16 protein-coding genes and 1 pseudogene are annotated in these 19,793 nt (G+C 49.7%); 10 read left to right on the forward strand and 7 right to left on the reverse strand.

The features are described 5' to 3' along the window. Positions 1-560: 560 nt before the first annotated feature. From WFO64_RS03870 to WFO64_RS03890, 5 genes are all read right to left on the reverse strand, one after another. Positions 561-905, reverse strand: a complete 345-nt coding sequence (locus tag WFO64_RS03870) for a hypothetical protein (RefSeq protein ID WP_337009085.1) — start codon at positions 903-905, stop codon at positions 561-563. 69 nt (positions 906-974) lie between these two features. Continuing rightward, positions 975-1,784, reverse strand: coding sequence for an SDR family oxidoreductase (locus WFO64_RS03875; protein ID WP_337009086.1), 810 nt, complete (start codon positions 1,782-1,784; stop codon positions 975-977). Next, the gene (iolE, locus tag WFO64_RS03880; RefSeq protein WP_337009088.1) at positions 1,784-2,695 is read right to left on the reverse strand and encodes a myo-inosose-2 dehydratase; all 912 of its coding nucleotides are present in this window, start codon (positions 2,693-2,695) and stop codon (positions 1,784-1,786) included. Before iolE ends, WFO64_RS03875 begins: the two co-directional genes overlap by 1 nt. Before the next feature lie 14 nt (positions 2,696-2,709). Next, the gene (gene iolD / locus WFO64_RS03885) at positions 2,710-4,554 is read right to left on the reverse strand and encodes a 3D-(3,5/4)-trihydroxycyclohexane-1,2-dione acylhydrolase (decyclizing) (protein ID WP_337009090.1); all 1,845 of its coding nucleotides are present in this window, start codon (positions 4,552-4,554) and stop codon (positions 2,710-2,712) included. Positions 4,555-4,707: 153 nt separating this feature from the next. Next, the gene (locus WFO64_RS03890; RefSeq protein WP_337009504.1) at positions 4,708-5,643 is read right to left on the reverse strand and encodes a MurR/RpiR family transcriptional regulator; all 936 of its coding nucleotides are present in this window, start codon (positions 5,641-5,643) and stop codon (positions 4,708-4,710) included. Between the two features lie 424 nt (positions 5,644-6,067). Between WFO64_RS03890 and WFO64_RS03895 the strand changes: the two genes are divergently transcribed. From WFO64_RS03895 to WFO64_RS03940, 10 genes are all read left to right on the forward strand, one after another. Further along, complete coding sequence (locus tag WFO64_RS03895) at positions 6,068-7,501, forward strand: NAD-dependent succinate-semialdehyde dehydrogenase (RefSeq protein ID WP_337009092.1); 1,434 nt, start codon at positions 6,068-6,070, stop codon at positions 7,499-7,501. A 9-nt stretch (positions 7,502-7,510) separates the two neighbouring features. After that, positions 7,511-8,329: an HpcH/HpaI aldolase family protein gene (locus WFO64_RS03900; protein WP_337009094.1), complete on the forward strand. Its 819-nt coding sequence runs from the start codon at positions 7,511-7,513 to the stop codon at positions 8,327-8,329. 1 nt (position 8,330) lies between these two features. Further along, a complete protein-coding gene (locus tag WFO64_RS03905; RefSeq protein WP_337009096.1) occupies positions 8,331-9,323 on the forward strand; it encodes a hydroxyacid dehydrogenase in 993 nt (330 codons plus the stop codon). A gap of 32 nt (positions 9,324-9,355) precedes the next feature. Continuing rightward, positions 9,356-10,351, forward strand: coding sequence for an inositol 2-dehydrogenase (gene iolG / locus WFO64_RS03910; RefSeq protein ID WP_337009098.1), 996 nt, complete (start codon positions 9,356-9,358; stop codon positions 10,349-10,351). A gap of 7 nt (positions 10,352-10,358) precedes the next feature. After that, the gene (locus tag WFO64_RS03915; protein ID WP_337009100.1) at positions 10,359-11,477 is read left to right on the forward strand and encodes a Gfo/Idh/MocA family protein; all 1,119 of its coding nucleotides are present in this window, start codon (positions 10,359-10,361) and stop codon (positions 11,475-11,477) included. Between the two features lie 78 nt (positions 11,478-11,555). After that, entirely contained in the window at positions 11,556-12,587 is a 1,032-nt protein-coding gene (locus WFO64_RS03920) for an ABC transporter permease (protein ID WP_337009102.1), read from the forward strand. A 99-nt stretch (positions 12,588-12,686) separates the two neighbouring features. Beyond that, positions 12,687-13,613: a substrate-binding domain-containing protein gene (locus tag WFO64_RS03925; protein ID WP_337009104.1), complete on the forward strand. Its 927-nt coding sequence runs from the start codon at positions 12,687-12,689 to the stop codon at positions 13,611-13,613. Positions 13,614-13,682: 69 nt separating this feature from the next. After that, positions 13,683-14,735, forward strand: coding sequence for a sugar phosphate isomerase/epimerase family protein (locus tag WFO64_RS03930; RefSeq protein WP_337009106.1), 1,053 nt, complete (start codon positions 13,683-13,685; stop codon positions 14,733-14,735). A 10-nt stretch (positions 14,736-14,745) separates the two neighbouring features. Then, positions 14,746-15,915, forward strand: coding sequence for a Gfo/Idh/MocA family protein (locus WFO64_RS03935; protein ID WP_337009108.1), 1,170 nt, complete (start codon positions 14,746-14,748; stop codon positions 15,913-15,915). 714 nt (positions 15,916-16,629) lie between these two features. Continuing rightward, entirely contained in the window at positions 16,630-18,084 is a 1,455-nt protein-coding gene (locus WFO64_RS03940) for a sugar porter family MFS transporter (protein WP_337009110.1), read from the forward strand. Between the two features lie 63 nt (positions 18,085-18,147). On the opposite strand, the pseudogene WFO64_RS03945 reads toward WFO64_RS03940, so the two are convergent. Continuing rightward, a pseudogene (locus tag WFO64_RS03945) lies at positions 18,148-18,533 on the reverse strand (transposase); the annotation flags it as partial. 246 nt (positions 18,534-18,779) lie between these two features. Beyond that, positions 18,780-19,784 carry an ABC transporter substrate-binding protein gene (locus WFO64_RS03950; RefSeq protein ID WP_337009111.1) on the reverse strand — a complete coding sequence of 335 codons (1,005 nt, stop codon included), beginning with the start codon at positions 19,782-19,784 and terminating at the stop codon, positions 18,780-18,782. Positions 19,785-19,793 lie beyond the last annotated feature (9 nt).

The raw sequence follows: 19,793 nt of genomic DNA on the forward strand, positions 1-19,793 counted from the left end.
GGGATCGGGAGTGGTTATATTCATTCCTTCTACTGACGGGATTGCTTACGTGGTTCTTGCCAAAAATTGAAAAACTGGCAGGACGCCTATTGAATAAACTATACAATTAAACGCATCTGACATTAACGATGAAACAGTCAGGGACGAACTGCTATTCTCATTGAACCCTAAGGTCCGTAATTCGCTCTGAGCGCAACGGGCCGATGCAGCGCTATCTTTAATTTAAGGGAAGCTATGCCATGACACGAAGGGGGAGGAAACGTCAAAATGGTGGGTTCTGATGTGAAGCAAGTCAGGTACTATTATCTTCTGGAATTTTTTTAAACAGTACAAACATGATTGATAACATCGGGAGAGTGTTAAAAGTATCAGTAAGTATAAGTTCACGGCATATCGCTGCGGAAAACCCACATTTATTCGCCACATAATATGGCATGCAAATATTAATATTAAAAGGTCTCTGGAGTCCACGGCGCCACGTTTTAGTCAGGCAAGTGATGACAGATGCTGATGTCACAATTAAATGGAGTAACATCCTCTGTTTTCTCGGCGTTTAATGATTAATACAACGAGTTTATTTTTAAATTAAAAATGTTTCTACGCATAAATTCTTCGCTTTCCATCTCAAGGTGGATGGATTCACAGTTTTTTTCAAAGATAGCGATCTTTTTTACCAGTTGCTCTACCGATTCACTCGCCACCAGATTGAGCATGTGAAATATTTCATGACGAACATTATCACCAAATGTCCTGGCTTCCTTATGTTCGTTAAGCCATTCTCTTAGTTCGCGTTTCATTTCATCTTCAGATTTTAAGTGCGTTCCGTAACTCATCTCGACAAATTTAATGTGTGCGAGAAAATGAGTGTAAAAATTTTTTATTTCGCTGATTTGTTTAATATTCATAACAGTTTCCCCGGCGCATTTAATGTAAAAACATCGGCCCACTTTTGCAGGCCGATATTTTTGGCTAAATTACAGCGGTGCATCTGGTGTATCGGCCTGGTCGTAGGCACCCCAGATAGTCTGATCAAAATTGACGATTGAACCCGTCATCAGTCCAGATTCTTCACTGGCAAGGAAAGCCACTGAGCGGGCGACTTCTTCCGGTGAAATTAATCGGCCAAAGGGTTGTTCTGCAGCTGCTTTTTCAAGCCAGTTTTCTTCAGCACCGTGATAGGTGCGCATAATACGATCTTCACCTTCAGATGCCATCCAGCCAATATTAAGGCCATTCACGCGAATGCGATTGCGCAACAGGGCATAGGCTGTATTGCGGGTTAGGGTCGCTAATGCGCCTTTTGAAGAGCAGTAAGCCGCAATAAATGGCTGGCCTGCTAATGCTGACATTGAACAGATATTGACGATGCTGCCCTCAATCTTTTCCCGGCGCATTACCTTGATGGTTTCCTGCATCAGGAAAAATGGTCCGCGTACGTTGGTTGCGAATATCTTGTCGAATAATTCAGGCTCGGTATCGAGAATCGATCCGCGATCGGTCATACCACCGGCATTGACCAGAATATTGACCTGGCCGAAAATCTCATCGGTGGTTGCAATGACCTGACGACAATCCTCAACCGAGGAGAGATCGGCCTGTACAAATTCAACACGCGCTGCGCCTTCCGAATTAAGTTTTGCAGCAACCTCCTTACCTTTTGATGCATTTCGGCCACAAATAACAACGCCGGCGACACCGTTCTGTACAAAATGATGCGCAATGGCCGCCCCAAGCCCTTGGGTACCCCCGGTTATTACTGCTATCTTTCCAGTTAATTGAGTCATTAAATATTTCCTTCGACAAGAGAGTATCCCGCTGCGCTAAGTGCCTTGCGCAGCGTAACATTACCGATACGTGCATATTCCAGCGGCGGTGCTTTTGCCGGATCCTGCTCAGCTTCGACCACAAACCAGCCTTGATAGCCAATTTCAGCTAACGTTTGAGTGATGCGGTTGAAATCGATCATGCCATCACCGGGCACGGTAAAAACACCTTTAAGCACGGCATCAAGAAAGCTGTCTTTGTTCCAGTCAAGCGATGACAGGATGTCTTCCCTGACATCTTTGGTATGAACATGAACGATGCGGCTGCCATGTTTTTTCAGAATGCTGTCCGGATCGACGCCTGCAAACACCAAATGACCCGAGTCAAACAGTAATCCAACACTTTTGTTCGTTGCTGCCATAAGACGATCAATGTCATTTTGATCTTCGATGACGGTACCCATGTGATGATGGAACGCCAGAGGAACGCCATATTCTGTGCAGAACTCAGCAAAGCGAGATAGTTTTTCACCATACTCGGTAATTTGTTCATCTGTCAGACGGCGACGTCGTGCCATAGGCACATCCTGTTGGTTCTGAATAGTACCTGCGGTTTCGCCATAAACGAGACATGCTGCACCGCAGTCGCGAAAGAGCTGCATTTGCGGCAACGCCTTTTCGATCTCATCCTCAACGGTGTTATCCAGCAGGGTGCCGGAATACCAGCCTGACACCAGTTCCAGCTGAAATTCACGCAGCATCGGTTTGAGCACCGTGCTGACTTTGGGGAACTTTCCTCCGGACTCCACGCCCTGAAAACCTGCAAGGTGGCTCTCAATCAGACAGGTTGAAAGCGGCGTCTCTCCGCCCAGTTGAGGAAGATCGTCGTTGGACCAGGCAATCGGGGCGATTCCCAGTTTGGCTTTAAGCATTTTTTCCACTCCTGTCAGATACCTACTCGCTGATTTTTACGCCCTGCGACATGATCCTCGCGTGCCTGATTAACGCTTTCACGTGCGCTAACTTCCGGTACGCCGACGTCCCACCATGCATCACCTGGCGTCCAGTCAAAGGCGTTAGTCGTAATGGAAATAACGGTGGTACGGTCATTCCCTTTAGCCCAGATGATTGCTTCCTGCAGTTCATCAAGTGAGTTCACCTTGCGTGCAAGTGCTCCCATTGATTGGGCATTGGCCACAAAATCAACATGGAACGGCTCCTGCACCCGGCAGTCTTTCAACAGATTATTAAATGACGCGCCACCTTTGGCATTTTGCAGCCGGTTAATCACCGCAAAACCGCCGTTGTCGCAGACAATCAGAATGAACTTATGGCCCGACAGCACGCTGGAGTAGATGTCGGAGTTCATCATCATGTAAGTGCCGTCACCGATCATGACAAATACATCACGATCTTGTTCAGTCATGGCGGCACCCCAGCCAGCCGACAGCTCGTAACCCATGCATGAGAAGCCAAATTCACAGTCAAAGGTGCCTGGATTCTTGACCTTCCAGCCTTTAACCAGCTCACCGGGTAAGCCGCCTGCTGCACTGATAATGTAATCTTCTGCTGCGGCCTGCGCGTTCACCACACCGATTACTTGTGCATAGGTTGGTTCGCCTTCTGTCGCACTCCATTCCTGACGTTCTGCAATCAGTTCATTCCAGCCAGCAAACGCTTTGCGACCGCGTTCAAGCCAGCTGCTGTCAGCTTTCCAGCTACCCAGCGCATTATTGAGTTCGGCTAAACCTTCGCGGGCATCACAAACCAGCGGAATGGCTCGGTGTTTGTGTGCATCAAAACGCGCAGCATTGAGTGCGATAAACTGGGCTTTATTATCAAATACCGTCCAGGATCCGGTAACGAAATCCATCAGGCGTGTACCCACCGCAATGATCACATCTGCGTTACCTGCCAGTTCATTGGCCGAAGTCGAGCCAAGGATCCCAACAGGCCCCATATGCAGAGGATGGTCATGCGTGAAGCTTCCTTTGCCGGCGATGGTTTCAACAACCGGGATACCGTGAGCTTCTGCGAACTGTTCCAGTACAGCTTCTGCCTGAGAATAACGCACGCCACCACCGGAAATAATCAAGGGCCGCCGGGCACGCAGCAGTATCTCTTTGGCACGGGCAAGAAGCTGGATATCGGGACGAGGGCGCGGCAGGCTGTGCAGCCGCGGTTCGAAAAATTCTTCAGGATAATCGTAAGCTATCTCCTGAACATCCTGACATACGCCAATGAAGGCAGGGCCACAGTCACCTGGGTCGAGCATCGTTGCCACTGCCTGCGGCAGCGAAGAGAGAATCTGTTCAGGCCAGGTTATACGATCCCAATAGCGCGTTACCGATTTGAAAGCATCGTTTACGGTCTGAGTTGGATCATTGAAGTGCTCAACCTGCTGCATGACCGGATCCGGTGAGCGGCGGGCAAATGTGTCGCCACAAATCATCAAAACCGGCAATCGGCTGGTGTGTGCAACGCCCGCCGCAGTCAGCAGGTTGGTAGTGCCTGGGCCAATGGAGGCCGTAACCACCATAATCTGACGGCGCACCATAGCTTTGGCGAAGCCCACGGCAGCAAATGCCATTGACTGCTCATTTTGCCCGCGCCAGGTCGGCAGAGTATCCTGTGCCGCTTCCAGCGCTTCCCCCAGGCAGGTCACGTTGCCGTGTCCAAAAATTCCATAGACCCCGGGGAACAGCGGGACGCGCTTCCCGTCAACTTCCGTAAACTGATTGCTCAGGTAGCGAACAATTGCCTGAGCTGTTGTGCAACGAATCGTAGCCATAATGTCACTCACTCTTAGGGGACGCTAAAAACAGCATCATGGTTTAAATCAACAACGTTATTTGCCTTGCTCTGACAATGGCAATAAAAGTTGCAAACTTTAGGTCTAATTATTCCTCCCTTATGAGAGGGAGAGAGCCGGCAGAATGAATGCTTAAGCGCGGGTACGCTTACGCGTTAAATCTGCATGCTCCCGCTCGGTAATGGTTTCAATCCGCGGTTGCGCTTTTTCCGGATGCAACGCTGCTGCCAGCGCCATTGCAATGCTCTGGGCCAGACAGACCGGCGCGGCGAGAGAGCGGGAAAAACTGTATTCTTCTTCCGGGACGGTAAATAGCACCCGCGCATTTTTTGCCAGAGGCGAGAGATTACTGTCCGTGATGGCCACAACAGGGAGTCCTCTGGCGAAGACGTCGTCTGATATGGCAATCACCTCCTTAGCGTAATGACGGAAAGCAATGGCCAGCAGGACATCATTCTCGCGCATATTTTTTGCCATCTGCGGCGCCAGACCACCGGCAGTATCAAGAAGCACTACCCGGCGGTTCAGCATGGTAAACAGGTAGCGCAGTAGCAACGCGATAGGTTCTGAACGGAGCTGGCCAATCAGGTAAATTGTATCTGCTTCTTTTAACAAACTGGCTGTGCGGTCCAGTTCATCTCCCGTCACGTTTTGTAAGAGTTCCTGGAGTGTTGCGATATCGCGAATGACCAGACTTTGCAAGAAACCGGCGCTGCCTTTCTGCTCATTTTTCTTAAGATCGGCTTCCAGGGCATTAATGCGCTCGTTGTAGCCAGGCGCTGCAGTAGCCAGGCGCGACTGAAACACACTCTGCATCTGCTTAAATCCGCTATATCCAAACACCTGTGCAAAGCGCACCAGCACCGAGGGATGCAGACCGCATTTCGCGGCAACGGCATTGATGGATTCCAGGGCCACGGTGTTAGGGTTCTGTGTGATGTATCTCGCCGCCTGCTTATGGCGCTCCGACAGTTTTGGATAATGTTCTGTTATGTCGTCAACTATTTGTTCATAAGTTTTATGCGGCAAAGGAGTTGATGCTGGCTTAATTTTGCTTATTTTCTTCATGTTCGGCACACCTCTGAAGCAACACCTGTGAAAGATCTTCCATTATCTAACGCAATAAAAATTGCAACAATAGCTTTAATGCAATTAGTTCTAACGCATTCGTCGCGCTCAGGGAAAATTTCTTCACGTTTTTTGTGATTTCTCTCTAAAAATTCATTTATTTATTTTTAACTTCTGAATAACAAATCTTTAATGCGTGTTATATCTTACTGAAAAATAAGATTTTAAATAGGGTTCGTTTTCTTTTAAGGTGAGATTGCCGGTGTATTGCAATTTTTATTGCTGCGATCCTAATATTGCAAACATCAGTGCTTTCCTGAGCATCTGTAAGCTTGAAAAGAAGATGGCCATGAGCAATTTCAACGTCGTTCAGGCCAAAATTTTTCTCTAAGGCCAGACTTAGATGCCAAAGGAGTAATAAACCATGTATGAGAATTTTGGACAGTTTATCAATGGCAAATGGAGCCGCGGCAACGGTAATGAACCTGTCAGCGTAATTGATCCCGGTAATGGTCAATCGCTCGGTTTTATCCCTGCTGCGTCTACTGAAGATACGCTGTCAGCATTAGCAGCGGCAGAGCAAGCGCTTGATAGTTGGAAAAATACCCAAGCCTGGGCTCGGGCCGATTTGCTGCAGGCTGTTGCACGCGAAATGGTTGCTGCAGCTGCAGTAGCCGCCGTGGTGATCTCAAAAGAGAGTGGCAAGCCACTGGCTCAGGCGAAACGTGAATGGGAGCTTTCCGTTGATCAGTTCGTATGGTACGCGGAAGAAGCACGCCGTATTTATGGGCGCATAGTGGAAAGCCGCGTGCCTGGTGGACGCTGCGAAGTCTCGCATGAACCAGTGGGTGTCGTTGCAGCGTTTACGGCATGGAATTTTCCCGTGGTGCTGGTGGCGCGCAAGCTGGCACCTGCATTAGCGGCGGGGTGCACCGTCGTGCTGCGACCTTCCAGCGAAGTGCCAGGCTCCGCAATGATGATCTTTGAATGCCTGCGTAAAGCGGGTATCCCGGCCGGTGTGGCAAATCTGGTGGTCGGGCCTACCCCGGCTACCTACGAACCGCTGATAGCTTCACCTGTTGTCAAAAAAGTCTCACTGACCGGCTCGACGCAGTTGGGGCAACAAATGATCCGTGACTCAGCAGCCACCATTAAACGCCTCAGCATGGAACTTGGCGGCAATGCGCCAGTCATTGTGTTTGAAGACGCCGATCTTGAAAAGGCGCTGGATCTCTCTGTTGCCACGAAATTTGCCAACTGCGGGCAGGTATGCGTAACCGCTGACCGCTTTTATGTGCACGAAAGCGTATATGAAAGCTTTGTCGAGGGCTTTGCGCGCCGTACCAGCCAATTGAAAGTGGGTTATGGTCAGGACGAAGGCACTGCAATGGGGCCTTTAATCAACACTCGCCGCCTGCAGGCCATCGAAGCGATTGTTACTGATGCCCGCGAAAAAGGCGCAAAAGTTATTACCGGCGGCCATCGAATTGACCTGAATGGCGGTTACTTCTATGCCCCCACTGTGCTGGCAGATGTTCCTGACGATGCGCTGGCGATTGCCGAAGAAAATTTTGGTCCTATTGCCGCTATTACCTCATTCAGCGACAGCGAAGATCTCTGGGCGCGCGTAAACAATTCGGACTTTGCCCTTTCAGCCTATGCCTTTACCCGCGATCCAGGACGTATCCGCGAGACCGTCGCGAAGCTTGAGTCTGGAATGGTTGGCATTAACAGCTATGCCCTGGCGGCAGCTGAAGTCCCGTTTGGCGGAATCAAGGCAAGTGGTATGGGGCGTGAGGGGGGGAGTGAAGGCATTCACGACTATATGAATGTCAAACTTGCCCAGATCGTAGTTTAAGGAGCAGGGATGAAACTTAATAACATCAAATCGCGCTGGAATGAGAATAAAACGGTTCTCAATGGCTGGTTAAGCATTGGCAACGCCTTCAGCGCTGAGATTATGGCCCGGCAAGGTTATGACTCTCTGACCATAGACCTGCAGCATGGTTTCGTCGGGTATGACGATGCTAAGTCTATGCTGCAGGCTATGCATGCAAGCGGTGTAGCGCCAATGGTACGTGTGCCCTGGCTTGAGCCGGGCATCATTATGAAAGCTCTTGATGCCGGTGCCTGGGGCATTATCTGCCCTATGGTCAACAACGCGGAACAGGCGCAGCAATTAGTCTCATGTGTTCGCTATCCACCCATCGGCAGCCGCAGTTTTGGTCCGACACGCGTATCGATTTCAGAAGGTGTGGACTACGGTCAACACGCTGACGACCAGGTAGTCTGTTTTGCCATGATCGAAACTGCTGAGGCTTTTAAAAATCTTGAAGAAATCGTGACAACACCCGGTCTTGACGGGGTTTATGTCGGCCCCGCAGATCTGACGCTGGGTCTTACCGGACGTCAATACCGCACCGGATTTGATCGTGATGAGCCTGAAATTGTTGACGCGATTAAACATATTGTTGACGTTGCACACCGGGCGGGGAAAAAAGCGGGCTTGCATAATGGATCCGCGGCTTATGCAGCCAAAGCCGCTGAGTGGGGGTTTGATCTGGTCACGGTTTCCAACGATGTGCAGCTCTTACGCACCTCCGCTTCAGCCAGTGTGCAGCAGTTCCGTGAACTCAATGAAGGCAATCCAGCTATAAAAAGCTCAGGACAGGCTGGGGGTTATTAAAATGCCAAATGTATTGGTGGCCGGAAAGATCCATGAAGCTGGTCTGGAGCTTTTGCGTAATGCGCCTGGACTTAACGTGACTTTAATCCCGGAAGTGAGTGTGGAAAGTTATGCACCTCATCTTCCCAAGGCTGATGCGCTTTTAATCCGTACTCAGCCAATGACGTCTAGAGAGATCGAAAGTGCTACGAATCTCAAAATTGTGTCGCGACATGGGGTGGGTTATGACTCCGTAGACGTTGAGGCACTGAATGAACGCAGTATTCCTTTAACCATCGTTGGTGACGTTAATTCATTATCAGTGGCCGAACATACCCTGGCCATGCTGCTGTCGCTGGCGAAACGTATTACTTATTTTGACAACAGTATTCGTGAAGGTGAATGGAATCGTCGTAACAGTTTCTCGGCTGTAGAAATTGCGAACCGAAAATTATTTGTGCTTGGTTTCGGGCGTATCGGGCGTGAAGTGTCACGACTCGCGCAGACCTTCCGTATGGAAGTATTAGCATACGATCCCTATCTACCCGATGAAATTTTTAACGAGCTCAAGGTTCAGCGTATTTCCAATATACATACCGGCCTCAAGATCGCAGATGCAGTCACGGTGCACCTGCCACTTATTGGTGACAAGCCATTAATAGGTCGCGAAGAGCTGGCGTTGATGAAACCCGCTGCATTACTGATTAATACAGCACGTGGTGGAATTATTGATGAAGATGCTCTGGCTGAGGCTTTAGCCAGTAACCATCTCGGAGGAGCGGGCCTCGACGTGCTTAGATCGGAACCGCCCAGTCTCAGTGATGCGCTCCTGCAACAGCGCGAGAAACTTATTCTCAGCCCACACTCTGCCGGATTAACGGCAGAAGCCGCGATGCGTATGTCGGTTTCGGCTGCCCAAAATATTGTTGATTATTTTAACGGTAAGTTGGACGACAAGCTGGTTGTGAATAAACAGGTTCTGGCACGACAAAACTTGATGAGTCAATTGCCGTAATAACAATAAAACCCTATTACATGGAGAGAGTCATGATCAGAGTCGCCATTCTTGGTGCCGGTCGTATCGGCCACGTACATGCTGCAAACGTGGCACGCCATAAAGACGCAACATTAATCGCCATTGCTGATCCTTTTATCAGCAACGCACAGGCTCTCGCTGCTGTGTGGGGCGGTACAGCTATCGCCGATCCGCTGGAGGCAATTAACAACCCGGATATTGATGCGGTGGTTATTGGCACTCCGACGAATACTCATGTCGAACTGATGCTGGCGGCTGCGAAGGCAGGAAAGGCCGTACTCTGTGAAAAACCGGTTGATCTGGACATTCGTAAAGCGGTTGAGGCAGAACAAGCACTGGGCGAGCAACGTAAAAAAGTCATGCTCGGTTTCAATCGTCGTTTCGACCCGGGCTTTAGTGAGATTAAACAGCGTATCCAGAAAGGAGACATCGGCGATCTTCACCAGGTGATCATTACCAGCCGAGACCCGGGCCTGGCGCAGATGGGTTATCTGGAAACTTCTGGCGGTATTTTCCGCGACATGGTGATTCATGACTTTGATCTCGCTCGCTGGATCCTTGGCGAAGAGCCAACGGAAATCTTTGCCGTAGGAAGTCGCCTGTTTGAACCTGCATTGGAAAAGCTCGGTGATTACGACACGGTTATGATTCAGATGCGTACGGCATCCGGTAAGCAGTGCCAGATCAACTGTAGCCGGCAGGCGGTGTATGGCTATGACCAGCGTATGGAGGTATTCGGTTCGGCGGGTATGCTGATCAATGACAATCTGCGTGAAACGACGGTACGCCGCTACAGCGCTGAAGAGACCGAGACGCGCGGGCCTCTACTTAATTTTTTCATGCAGCGTTACTCCGATGCCTATCGTCTGGAAATGGATGCGTTTATCACAGGTATTAAGGATGGATCCGTTTTGCCAACCACTGTGTTTGATGGATGTCAGGCGTTGCGTCTGGCTGATGCGGCGCAGCTGTCCGCAGACACCCATGCAGTAGTGAAACTTAATTAAGGAGAAAATGATGCGTAAGCTTGGGGTCGGATTAATTGGTACAGGCTTCATGGGAAAGGCGCATGCCATGGCGTGGCGTTCAGCGGCCTCCTTTTCTGGAGAGGTTCAGCCTGTGCTAATCAGCGTGGCTGATATTGACGGGGTTGCTGCAGAGAATGCCGCTGCAAAGTACGGTTTTCAGCGCTGGACGAGTAAATGGCAGGATTTGATTGATGACCCTGAAATCGATGTCATTTCGATCACCTCGCCCAATCGTTTCCATGCTGAGCAGTCCCTTGCCGCCCTAGCCGCTGGCAAGCACGTACATTGTGAGAAACCGCTTGCACCCAACAGTGACATCGCTGAGCAGATGTACCGCGCTGCGGAAAAAGCAGGTGTTGTAACGCAGGTCGGGTTTAACTACATCAAAAATCCTTTGTTGAAGCACGCTCAAACGCTTATTGCTGAAGGTGAGATTGGGGAGATAACGGGTTTTCGCGGGATCCACGCGGAAGACTTTATGGTCAGCCCCCAGGTTCCCTGGTCATGGCGTCTTGATCCGACAGGTGGCGCCGGTGCAGTGGCGGATTTAGGCAGTCACATTCTGGGCATCGCAAGATTTCTACTGGGGCCTGTTACTGAGCTGTTCGCCGATCTGGATACGGTCGTAAAACAGCGCCCTGAGCGTGCGGGTTCTTCTGTAATGAAGTCCGTTGAGGTCGATGATATTGCCCGTTTGACAGTGAGATTTGCGCGAGGATGTGCAGGTTATATTGAAGCAAACTGGGTGGCTTCTGGTCATAAGATGCAGCTCGGCTTTGAAGTAACGGGGACGCAAGGCTCGCTCATTTTTAATCAGGAACGATTTAACGAACTTCAGCTTTTCCGTTTTGATAAAAATGAAGCAAGTAACGGATTCCGGACCATTGTCGCCGGCCCGGATCATGCCCCATACGGTCTTTTCTGTCCTGCACCTGGACATCAGATTGGCTTCAATGATTTAAAGACCATCGAGATACTGGAATTTATCGAGTCTATCCAGAGCGGGAAAGCTGCTGGCCCAGATTTTAAAGAGGCTTATGAGATCCAGAGGCTGGTCGATGCATCGCTGATGTCGTCGCGGGAGCGAACCTGGGTTTCTCTCTAATCACTTCAGGGTGAGATGGCTGGAACCTTGTGACGCGCAAAGTTTTCTCTTTTCTAAACTCAGTTGAAGGAATTGAACATGCCAGACAGTAATTCTACTGCGACTAAAGTAGAACGCTTTTCGTTCAGCTGGGCAGAGTTAAAAAGAAAACTGCCAAAAGATACTGGCATATTTTTGGTAATGATTTTTATCGCGCTGGTGTTTGAGTGTGCAGGATGGTATCTGCGGGAACAATCTTTTTTACTGAATACGAACAGACTGGTGTTGATTGTATTGCAGGTGGCTATTATCGGTATTATTGCGGTAGGAGTGACGCAGGTTATTATTACTTCCGGCATCGACTTATCATCGGGTTCATTAATTGCATTGTCGGCAGTGGTGGCCGCAAGTCTTGCGCAAACCGCTGACAGTATGTCGCCGGTTTATCCGTCATTAGTTGATTTGCCCGCAGTAATACCTGTCGTGGCTGGAATAGGCGTGGGTATTCTTTGTGGATTTATTAATGGCGTTTTGATCACAAGAACTGGAATTCCACCTTTTATTGCCACGCTGGGTATGATGGTGTCAGCACGAGGGTTGGCTCAATATTATACACAGGGCAATCCAGTCAGTTTTCTTTCTGATAATTTTACCGCAATCGGTCAGGGTGCGATGCCTGTCATCATATTTATCGTCGTCGTGGTGGTGTTTCATATCGCGTTACGTTTTACCCGATATGGAAAATATGTCTACGCGATTGGCGGTAACGTGGTATCGGCGCAGGTTTCAGGAATCAATGTCAAAAAATACTTAATTATTGTTTATACGATTGCCGGTGGGTTAGCGGGGTTAGCCGGTGTTGTTCTGGCCGCGCGCGTCAGTAGTGGTCAGTCAAGCATGGGTGTATCTTATGAACTGGATGCCATTGCAGCGGCGGTTATTGGTGGCAGCAGCTTAATGGGCGGCGTCGGTCGCATAACAGGTACATTAATTGGTGCATGTATTCTGGGACTGATAAAGAGTGGATTTACCTTCGTCGGCATTGATGCCTATATCCAGGACATTATCAAGGGAATAATTATTGTTAGTGCCGTTTCTGTTGATATGTATCGGAACAGAAAGAAACGCTGATAAGTAGCAGTAGAAGTCAACCCTACGTAATAGCAGTAAATAATAAAACTACTGTCTCAGCAATATGCTGACGGCTATCGACTATTGTGGAAGGCTAATATGAAAAAAATCATCTTACTCTGTCTTGCTCTACTCTCTATCAGTCCATCTGTCTTTGCTTTACAGGTGGGTGTCAGCATTGCGCAAATGGATGATGTATTTCTCTCGCGATTGAGGGGGTATATTATCGAGCATGCCAAACAGTATCCGGATATGAAGATTCAGTTTGAAGATGGGCAGGGCGCCGTTGATAAACAGCTGAGCCAGGTTCAGAGTTTTATTAGTGCAAAAGTAGACGTCATTATTGTTAACCCGGTGGATACTCAGGGAACAAAAAATATGTCTGATGCGGCACGCAAAGCCAATATTCCGATTATTTATCTTAATCGTATGCCAGCAGATTCAAAAATGGGTAATGGCGTGAGTTATATCGGCAGCGACGAAGTCGAAGCGGGACGCCTGCAAATGGGCTACCTCGCAGAGAGAGTGAAAGACCGCAAAAGCGTTAATGTAGCAATTATGAAAGGCCTGCTGAGTAATGATGCTACCCGTTTCAGAACGCAGGGTGCCAAAGAGGTTATTGCCAAACATCCCAACATGCACGTGGTTCTGGAAGACACGGCAAAATGGATGCGCGAAGACGGCATGAATCTGATGAACAACTGGATTTTAACCGGGCAAAAAATTGACATCCTTTCTGCAAATGCCGACGAAATGGCGATCGGCGCGGCGATGGCCATCAAAAGTAACGGCATCAATATCGGTAAAGATATTCTGGTTGGCGGCACCGATGGTGGACCAAATGGCCTTCAGGCGATCAAGACCGGCATGATGACTGTGACGGTTTTCCAGGATGCTAAATCGCAGGCATTCGGCGCAGTGGACATGGCAGATAAGGCTGCAAAAGGCGAAAAGCTGCAGGATATTACCTTCATTCCTTTCCAGCTGGTGACACCGCAGAACTATCAGAAATTTTTGACCAATTAATCACGATTACTATCTGTGTCTTTCGCACCTGTGAAGCTGCAGGTGCATTTTTTTCAATCGGGAGTAGTTATGAAGACGATTAAAGGTCCTGGCGTTTTTCTGGCGCAGTTTGCCGGAGACAGTGCGCCTTTTAACACGCTGGCAGGTATGGCGGCCTGGGCGGCTGAAAAAGGATTTAAGGGTGTGGAGATCCCAAGCTGGGACACGCGGTTAATCGATCTGCGTAAAGCGGCAGAGAGCCAGACGTATGTTGATGAAATTTTGGGAGTACTGGGCGAACATGATCTGACATTAACCGATCTTGCCAGCCATCTTCAGGGACAGTTGGTGGCACTGCACCCGGCGTTTGATCTGCCTGCTGACAGCTTTGCACCTGCAGAGGTGCGCAATAACCCGCAAGGGCGTCAGGAATGGGCAACTGAACAACTTTACCTGGCTGCAAAAGCCTCCCGTCGGTTTGGCCTCACCAAACACGTCACTTTTTCAGGCACACTGCTGTGGCCCTATCTCTACCCTTATCCTCAGTGGCCAGAAGGGCTTATTGAGGAGGGATTCAGTGAGCTTGCCCGCCGATGGACGCCTATTCTGAATGCCTGCGAAGAGCAGGGCGTAGATCTCTGTTATGAAATTCATCCTACCGAAGATTTACATGATGGGTTGACGTTCGAGCGCTTCCTTGAAAAAACAGGGAATCATGCACGCTGCAACATCATGTATGACCCAAGTCATCTGGTGCTGCAGGGCATCGATTATCTCACATACATTGACCACTATCATGAGCGCATCAAGGCTTTTCACGTCAAGGATGCAGAATTCCGTCCGGACGGAAAAACCGGCGCGTATGGTGGTTATCAGCCCTGGGCCAGTCGCGCCGGGCGCTTTCGTTCTCCAGGCGACGGACAGACTGATTTTGGTGCCATTTTTTCCAAACTTACTGGCTATGACTTTGACGGCTGGGCGGTGCTCGAATGGGAGTGCTGCTTCAAAAATTCCGAAGATGGCGCACGCGAAGGCGCACAGTTTATCGATGAGCATATTATCCGCGTCACGGATAAATCATTCGATGATTTCTGTAAGTCGTATGCCGACCAGTCACTGAATAAAAAAATTCTGGGTATTTAAGGAGAGGAACATGAGTAAATCATCCCTGCAGGGGCGTCGCATTCGTCTGGGCATGATCGGCGGTGGCGAGGGCGCCTATATCGGTGGGATCCACCGCTTCGCCTCGCGCCTTGATAATGAATATGAACTGGTGGCCGGTGCGTTTGATGTCAACGCCGAACGCGGACATGCTTTTGCAGCACAAAACTACATTGCGGCTGATCGTTCATATGACGACTACACGGCAATGCTTTCAGCAGAACGCCTGCGGGAAGATGGTGTTGATGTGGTGGCAATTTGTACGCCGAACTTTACTCATTTCCCTATCGCGCGGGCCTTTCTTGAAGCCGGTATCGATGTTATCTGCGAAAAACCGCTGACAACTACACTGGATGACGCCGAGGCGCTGGCGGAAGTGGTTCGTAGCACCGGCGGCTTCCTGGGTGTGACTTACACCTATTCAGGCTATCCGATGATCATGGAAGCACGTAACCGTGTTGCCGAAGGATTGATCGGTAAGGTACGAACCGTACAGGTGGAATATCCGCTTGAGTGGATGGCGACCGGCGTAGAAATCAAGAATCAGCAGGCGGCGTGGCGTGTCGATCCCAGGAAAAACGGCCGTGGCGGCTCGATTGGCGACATAGGTACTCATGCCTACCATCTGGCAGGCTACGTCACCGGCCTTAAGGCTGAAAGCGTTCTGGCCGATCTGGCAACTTTCGTTGAAGGTCGTGCGCTGGACGATAATGCTCACGTGATAATTCGTTATGAAGGTGGGGCTCGCGGCATGCTGTGGTCATCGCAGGTGGCGATCGGCTGCTCAAATTCACTGCGTCTGCGCGTGTATGGTGAGACAGGGAGTCTTTCCTGGTTCCAGGAACAGCCGAATGAGCTGGTATATACCCCGCTGGACGGATACACCCAGATTATCAAACGTGGCCGTGATGATTTGTACGATTTGACTAAAGCACGCACCCGGACACCGCCAGGACATCCTGAAGGCTACATCGAAGCCTTCACGAATCTGTACAGCGGCTTTGCTTCGGCTCTCCGTTCGCGCGACCAGCAGCACGAAATTAACGGCACAGGGGCCGCTGTTCCGCAAATTTATGACGGTCTTAAAGGCGTGGCTTTTGTGGATGCGGTTGTCGACAGCCATGAGCAAGGCAACATCTGGATGAAGCCGAAATACAGTTAAGGCGTGAGGTAAGAGGACTCAGCAGTGCAGAGGATACCGGTCAGGCATAGTAAAGAGCAGTCGATACAGCGTATTGAAAGCCAATTCAGCTTCAGACAGGGTGCAGAACAGCATGGGATTACTTCCCGGCAACTCCGGCTAAGCCTGATGGAACGCTATGTTAATCAATGGCTGTGTAAAAATGCGCTGCTGGATAGTGTTGTTTGCGATGCAGATAACAATTTCCGGCGAAACCTGCCGAAACCCATTTCTCTATGGGGTCGGGTTGATAGGTTAACCCGCAACAGGAGGGTGAGCATTTGCCGTTCCCTTTGCCTCCTGACGAGGTTTCCTACGCGCACTGTTGGGTCATTTCCAATGAGCCCTCTGGATTTAAGGTTGTTAACAAAAATCAATTTCATCGTTCTGTCAAAGCCTGATGAGGCATGACCAGGTTCGCTTGTGTGGCAGATATATATTCAGGCATACGACCTGACATATTTCATCTTCCCGCACAGCGTTAACATTAATCAGGAAGTTAAGAAAGAACGGTCTGGGAACGTGAGGAAAGCTGTTAACGCTTCCTCTCATATTTGAATCAACCAGGAGAAAGAGCGTTTAAATTTATCTGTATGGATAAAGGCTCTGAATAATAAATGGAGTTGTCTGCTTATGGCACTGTTTTGATTGATATCAATGGCCATAATAAATTCTGAATGAAATGGAAAATTTAATATGAAGAAGTATCTGCAAGATTCTGCTTACGAAAATTCTCCAGCCAGATTAACGGTTACGCAACGTCTTTATTTCGTCGTGCTGGTGGCCACCATGGGGTCGCTTGCGTTTGGATATGATACGGGAATTATCTCGGGGGCATTACCCTATATGGGCTTGCCCGCTGATCAGGGGGGGCTGGGCTTAAATCCGTATACTGAAGGACTTGTCGCATCCTCTTTAATTTTCGGTGCAGCAGTGGGCGCTTTTCTGACAGGATATATAACCGATCATTATGGGAGACGGGTAACGCTTCGTTTTCTTGCCCTTATTTTTGTATTTGGTTCTATAGGCACCGCGGTTTCGCCTAATACAGAAATGATGGTCATCATGCGCTTCATTTTAGGTATCGCAGTGGGGGGCGGTTCATCCACCGTACCGATATTCATTGCTGAAATTGCCGGACCTAAGCGTCGGGCTCCGCTTGTAAGCCGAAATGAATTAATGATCGTGTCAGGGCAGCTGCTGGCATATGTTGTCAGTACCGTAATGAGCGTTGTGCTTAATGACCCCCATATCTGGCGATATATGCTGGCACTGGCCCTGATACCGGGTGCTCTGCTGTTTTTAGGCACTTTCTTTGTGCCAGCCTCACCTCACTGGCTGGTTGCTGAGGGACGTCATAAAGAAGCCAAAAAAATTCTTGAAAAACTTCGTGAAACGTCGCTTGAAGTGAAGGTTGAGATTGATGAAATGCTCAATCATGCGCGCGAGACCCGAGAGGGACCGCCTGCGCGCGACTTACTCAAGCAAAAGTGGGTTATCAGGCTGATGGTGATAGGCTCAGCAATGGGCATTGTTCTACAGTTCACGGGCGTGAACGCCTTTATGTACTACACACCGATTATCCTGAAAACCACCGGTATGGGAACCAGTGCTGCTATTGCCGCAACCATTGGTAATGGTGTGGTATCTGTATTAGCTGCCATTGCCGGTATTCGTATCATTGGTCGGTATGGACGGCGTAAAATGCTGATGAGTGGGCTGCTGGTTGTTATCACGATGCAGGTAGCCCTTGGCTCAGTTCTGATGTTTATTCCAGTCGGGTTAACGCAAAGTATTCTGGCGCTCGGCTGCATTTTAATATTCTTGTTCTTTATGCAAATGTGCATTGCGCCAGTATATTGGCTGCTTATGTCAGAGTTATTCCCAATGAAAGTTCGTGGTGTGCTTACTGGTGCGGCTGTTTCTTTTCAGTGGATTTGTAATGCTATCGTGGCTTTTGCTTTTCCACCTTTACTCGCTGCGGCAGGAAACCAAACTTTCTTTATTTTTGCTTTTATAAACGTGGTTTCGCTCATTATGGTCTTTACCATGTTACCTGAAACCCGGGGTAAATCTCTTGAGACTATAGAAAGAGAAATGCGTGAGCGATTTGGAGAGCAGGAACAGGTAGAGGCAGAAAATACACTCTAGTTGAGTGGCCCCTTTATCCTGGATAATTTAGGGGCCGCATTTTTGCCTGGAATTTCAAATACGCGGTCGCAGTGCCTTGCAGCGGCAAGTCGAGCGGGTGAAACCTGTGAACCCCTGCAACCATGACGTTGCAACAGACCGGTCACATCACACATCACCACCACAGCTTTTTGTTTCTGTTCTGCCGTCACTACGTTCTCTAAGCGCCAGCTGAAGCGCTTACTTATTCAGAATGGCGTCGGCAGGCAGTTTCCTGAGTCTGGTGTTCTCTTCCTCTGGCGACTTGATGCGCTGAACCCTGGGCTGTTCCATGTCGCGGTGCTTCTAACAATGGCTGTAGAATGTTGCGTTGGAAACGGCGTGCTTTCGGCAGCGCTCCTGGGCGGAAACACCAGCTTTAGCCTCGCGCAGGAGGCTGATGATCTGTTCGCCGAAAATCGCTTCTTCATGGGATGTCCTCACCATGTTAAGGAAGACATACTCCTATTGCGGTGTATTCATCAACGGGGAGCAGATCCGGCAATTCTCTATCCCGCTGTTAATAATAAATGCCAACGTCCGCTGTTCACTTATAACAGACATTTATAACGGACATTGTTTCCGTGACATGACGCTATGTGGCAGAAACGAACTTCGTCATCATGCATTATTAACACAGATGAACACTTTACTGGATAGCAGAGGCATTGCCTGTATCACTCAGGTGGCAATGCTTGCAGAATGCGCTGTGCATCGTTCACAGTGAGTGCATAGTCGTAAAATGTCCGGTAAAACGCCCTCGTGGCTTTAGTCATGTCCAGTTTCGAAAACAGCGCCGGGTGCAGTTGTTTTGCAGCCCACTGGATCTGCAATGCCACTTCAGTGCCGTAGCGATCCCATGGAAATACACCTGATGGATTCTGCCAGACTTGTCGCTGCTTCACGGCTTTCACGCTGGCGAACAAGGTTCTGTAATCAGATTCAGCCAGCGTTCCTGCTCCGGCGCCGATGATAATGACATCCGGATCCCAGCGGATCACCTCTTCCGGCGAAACAGGCCGCATGTTGCCATTAACGGATGCCGCCACATTCCGGCCGCCCGCGAGCCGGATCCAGGTGTCAATCAGGGTACTGCGGCCATCCACTTTCAGCGGATGCAACGACTGAATATGCAGCACCCTGGGACGCTGTGAATCCGTCAGCCCGGCCGTTTTAGCCGCAATACTTGCGATTTGAGTATCCAGATAGTGGTTGTAAGCCTGCGCACGGGCAGACGCGGCGGGTGTGCCGACCACCTGTGCCGTGGTAATGAGTGAGCGCTTCATTGAGTCAAAGTCATCAAAGTTCATTGCCAGCACGGGAATACCGGCCAGACGATAGGACTGTGCGTCAGGATCGTTAGCGGGAACGAAAATTGCGTCAACCTTCCGCGCCACCAGCGCTTCAGCGTTAAAGGTTTTACCCTGCGCCTGCAGCGCCTGGCTTAACGAGGGCTGCACTTTAAACATCCATGGCCGGTCTACGGGATGGTTTACCGTTGCCACAATCCGATCCCCGGCACCCAGCGTCATGAGCAGAGAGTGATGGGCAAACCAGGCATCAGCAATGTGCTGCGCAGGTTTGCTTATCTCGATACGGTTCCCACTGTCGTCAGTCACGGTCTGAGCCGACGCCAGGGCACTCGCAAACAGAAGCGGCACCGCCCATTGCAGACTTTTCATTTTTAATTA

Origin of the sequence: Pantoea sp. AS142 (genome assembly GCF_037152305.1) — a bacterium.
In the GTDB taxonomy this organism is placed as follows: domain Bacteria; phylum Pseudomonadota; class Gammaproteobacteria; order Enterobacterales; family Enterobacteriaceae; genus Pantoea.

Coding starts and splice junctions, on each gene's coding strand:
- WFO64_RS03870 (WP_337009085.1), bottom strand. CDS start 905: ATGAATATTAAACAAATCAGCGAAATAAAAAATTTTTACACTCATTTT.
- WFO64_RS03875 (WP_337009086.1), bottom strand. CDS start 1,784: ATGACTCAATTAACTGGAAAGATAGCAGTAATAACCGGGGGTACCCAA.
- iolE (WP_337009088.1), bottom strand. CDS start 2,695: ATGCTTAAAGCCAAACTGGGAATCGCCCCGATTGCCTGGTCCAACGAC.
- iolD (WP_337009090.1), bottom strand. CDS start 4,554: ATGGCTACGATTCGTTGCACAACAGCTCAGGCAATTGTTCGCTACCTG.
- WFO64_RS03890 (WP_337009504.1), bottom strand. CDS start 5,643: ATGAAGAAAATAAGCAAAATTAAGCCAGCATCAACTCCTTTGCCGCAT.
- WFO64_RS03895 (WP_337009092.1), top strand. CDS start 6,068: ATGTATGAGAATTTTGGACAGTTTATCAATGGCAAATGGAGCCGCGGC.
- WFO64_RS03900 (WP_337009094.1), top strand. CDS start 7,511: ATGAAACTTAATAACATCAAATCGCGCTGGAATGAGAATAAAACGGTT.
- WFO64_RS03905 (WP_337009096.1), top strand. CDS start 8,331: ATGCCAAATGTATTGGTGGCCGGAAAGATCCATGAAGCTGGTCTGGAG.
- iolG (WP_337009098.1), top strand. CDS start 9,356: ATGATCAGAGTCGCCATTCTTGGTGCCGGTCGTATCGGCCACGTACAT.
- WFO64_RS03915 (WP_337009100.1), top strand. CDS start 10,359: ATGATGCGTAAGCTTGGGGTCGGATTAATTGGTACAGGCTTCATGGGA.
- WFO64_RS03920 (WP_337009102.1), top strand. CDS start 11,556: ATGCCAGACAGTAATTCTACTGCGACTAAAGTAGAACGCTTTTCGTTC.
- WFO64_RS03925 (WP_337009104.1), top strand. CDS start 12,687: ATGAAAAAAATCATCTTACTCTGTCTTGCTCTACTCTCTATCAGTCCA.
- WFO64_RS03930 (WP_337009106.1), top strand. CDS start 13,683: ATGAAGACGATTAAAGGTCCTGGCGTTTTTCTGGCGCAGTTTGCCGGA.
- WFO64_RS03935 (WP_337009108.1), top strand. CDS start 14,746: ATGAGTAAATCATCCCTGCAGGGGCGTCGCATTCGTCTGGGCATGATC.
- WFO64_RS03940 (WP_337009110.1), top strand. CDS start 16,630: ATGAAGAAGTATCTGCAAGATTCTGCTTACGAAAATTCTCCAGCCAGA.
- WFO64_RS03950 (WP_337009111.1), bottom strand. CDS start 19,784: ATGAAAAGTCTGCAATGGGCGGTGCCGCTTCTGTTTGCGAGTGCCCTG.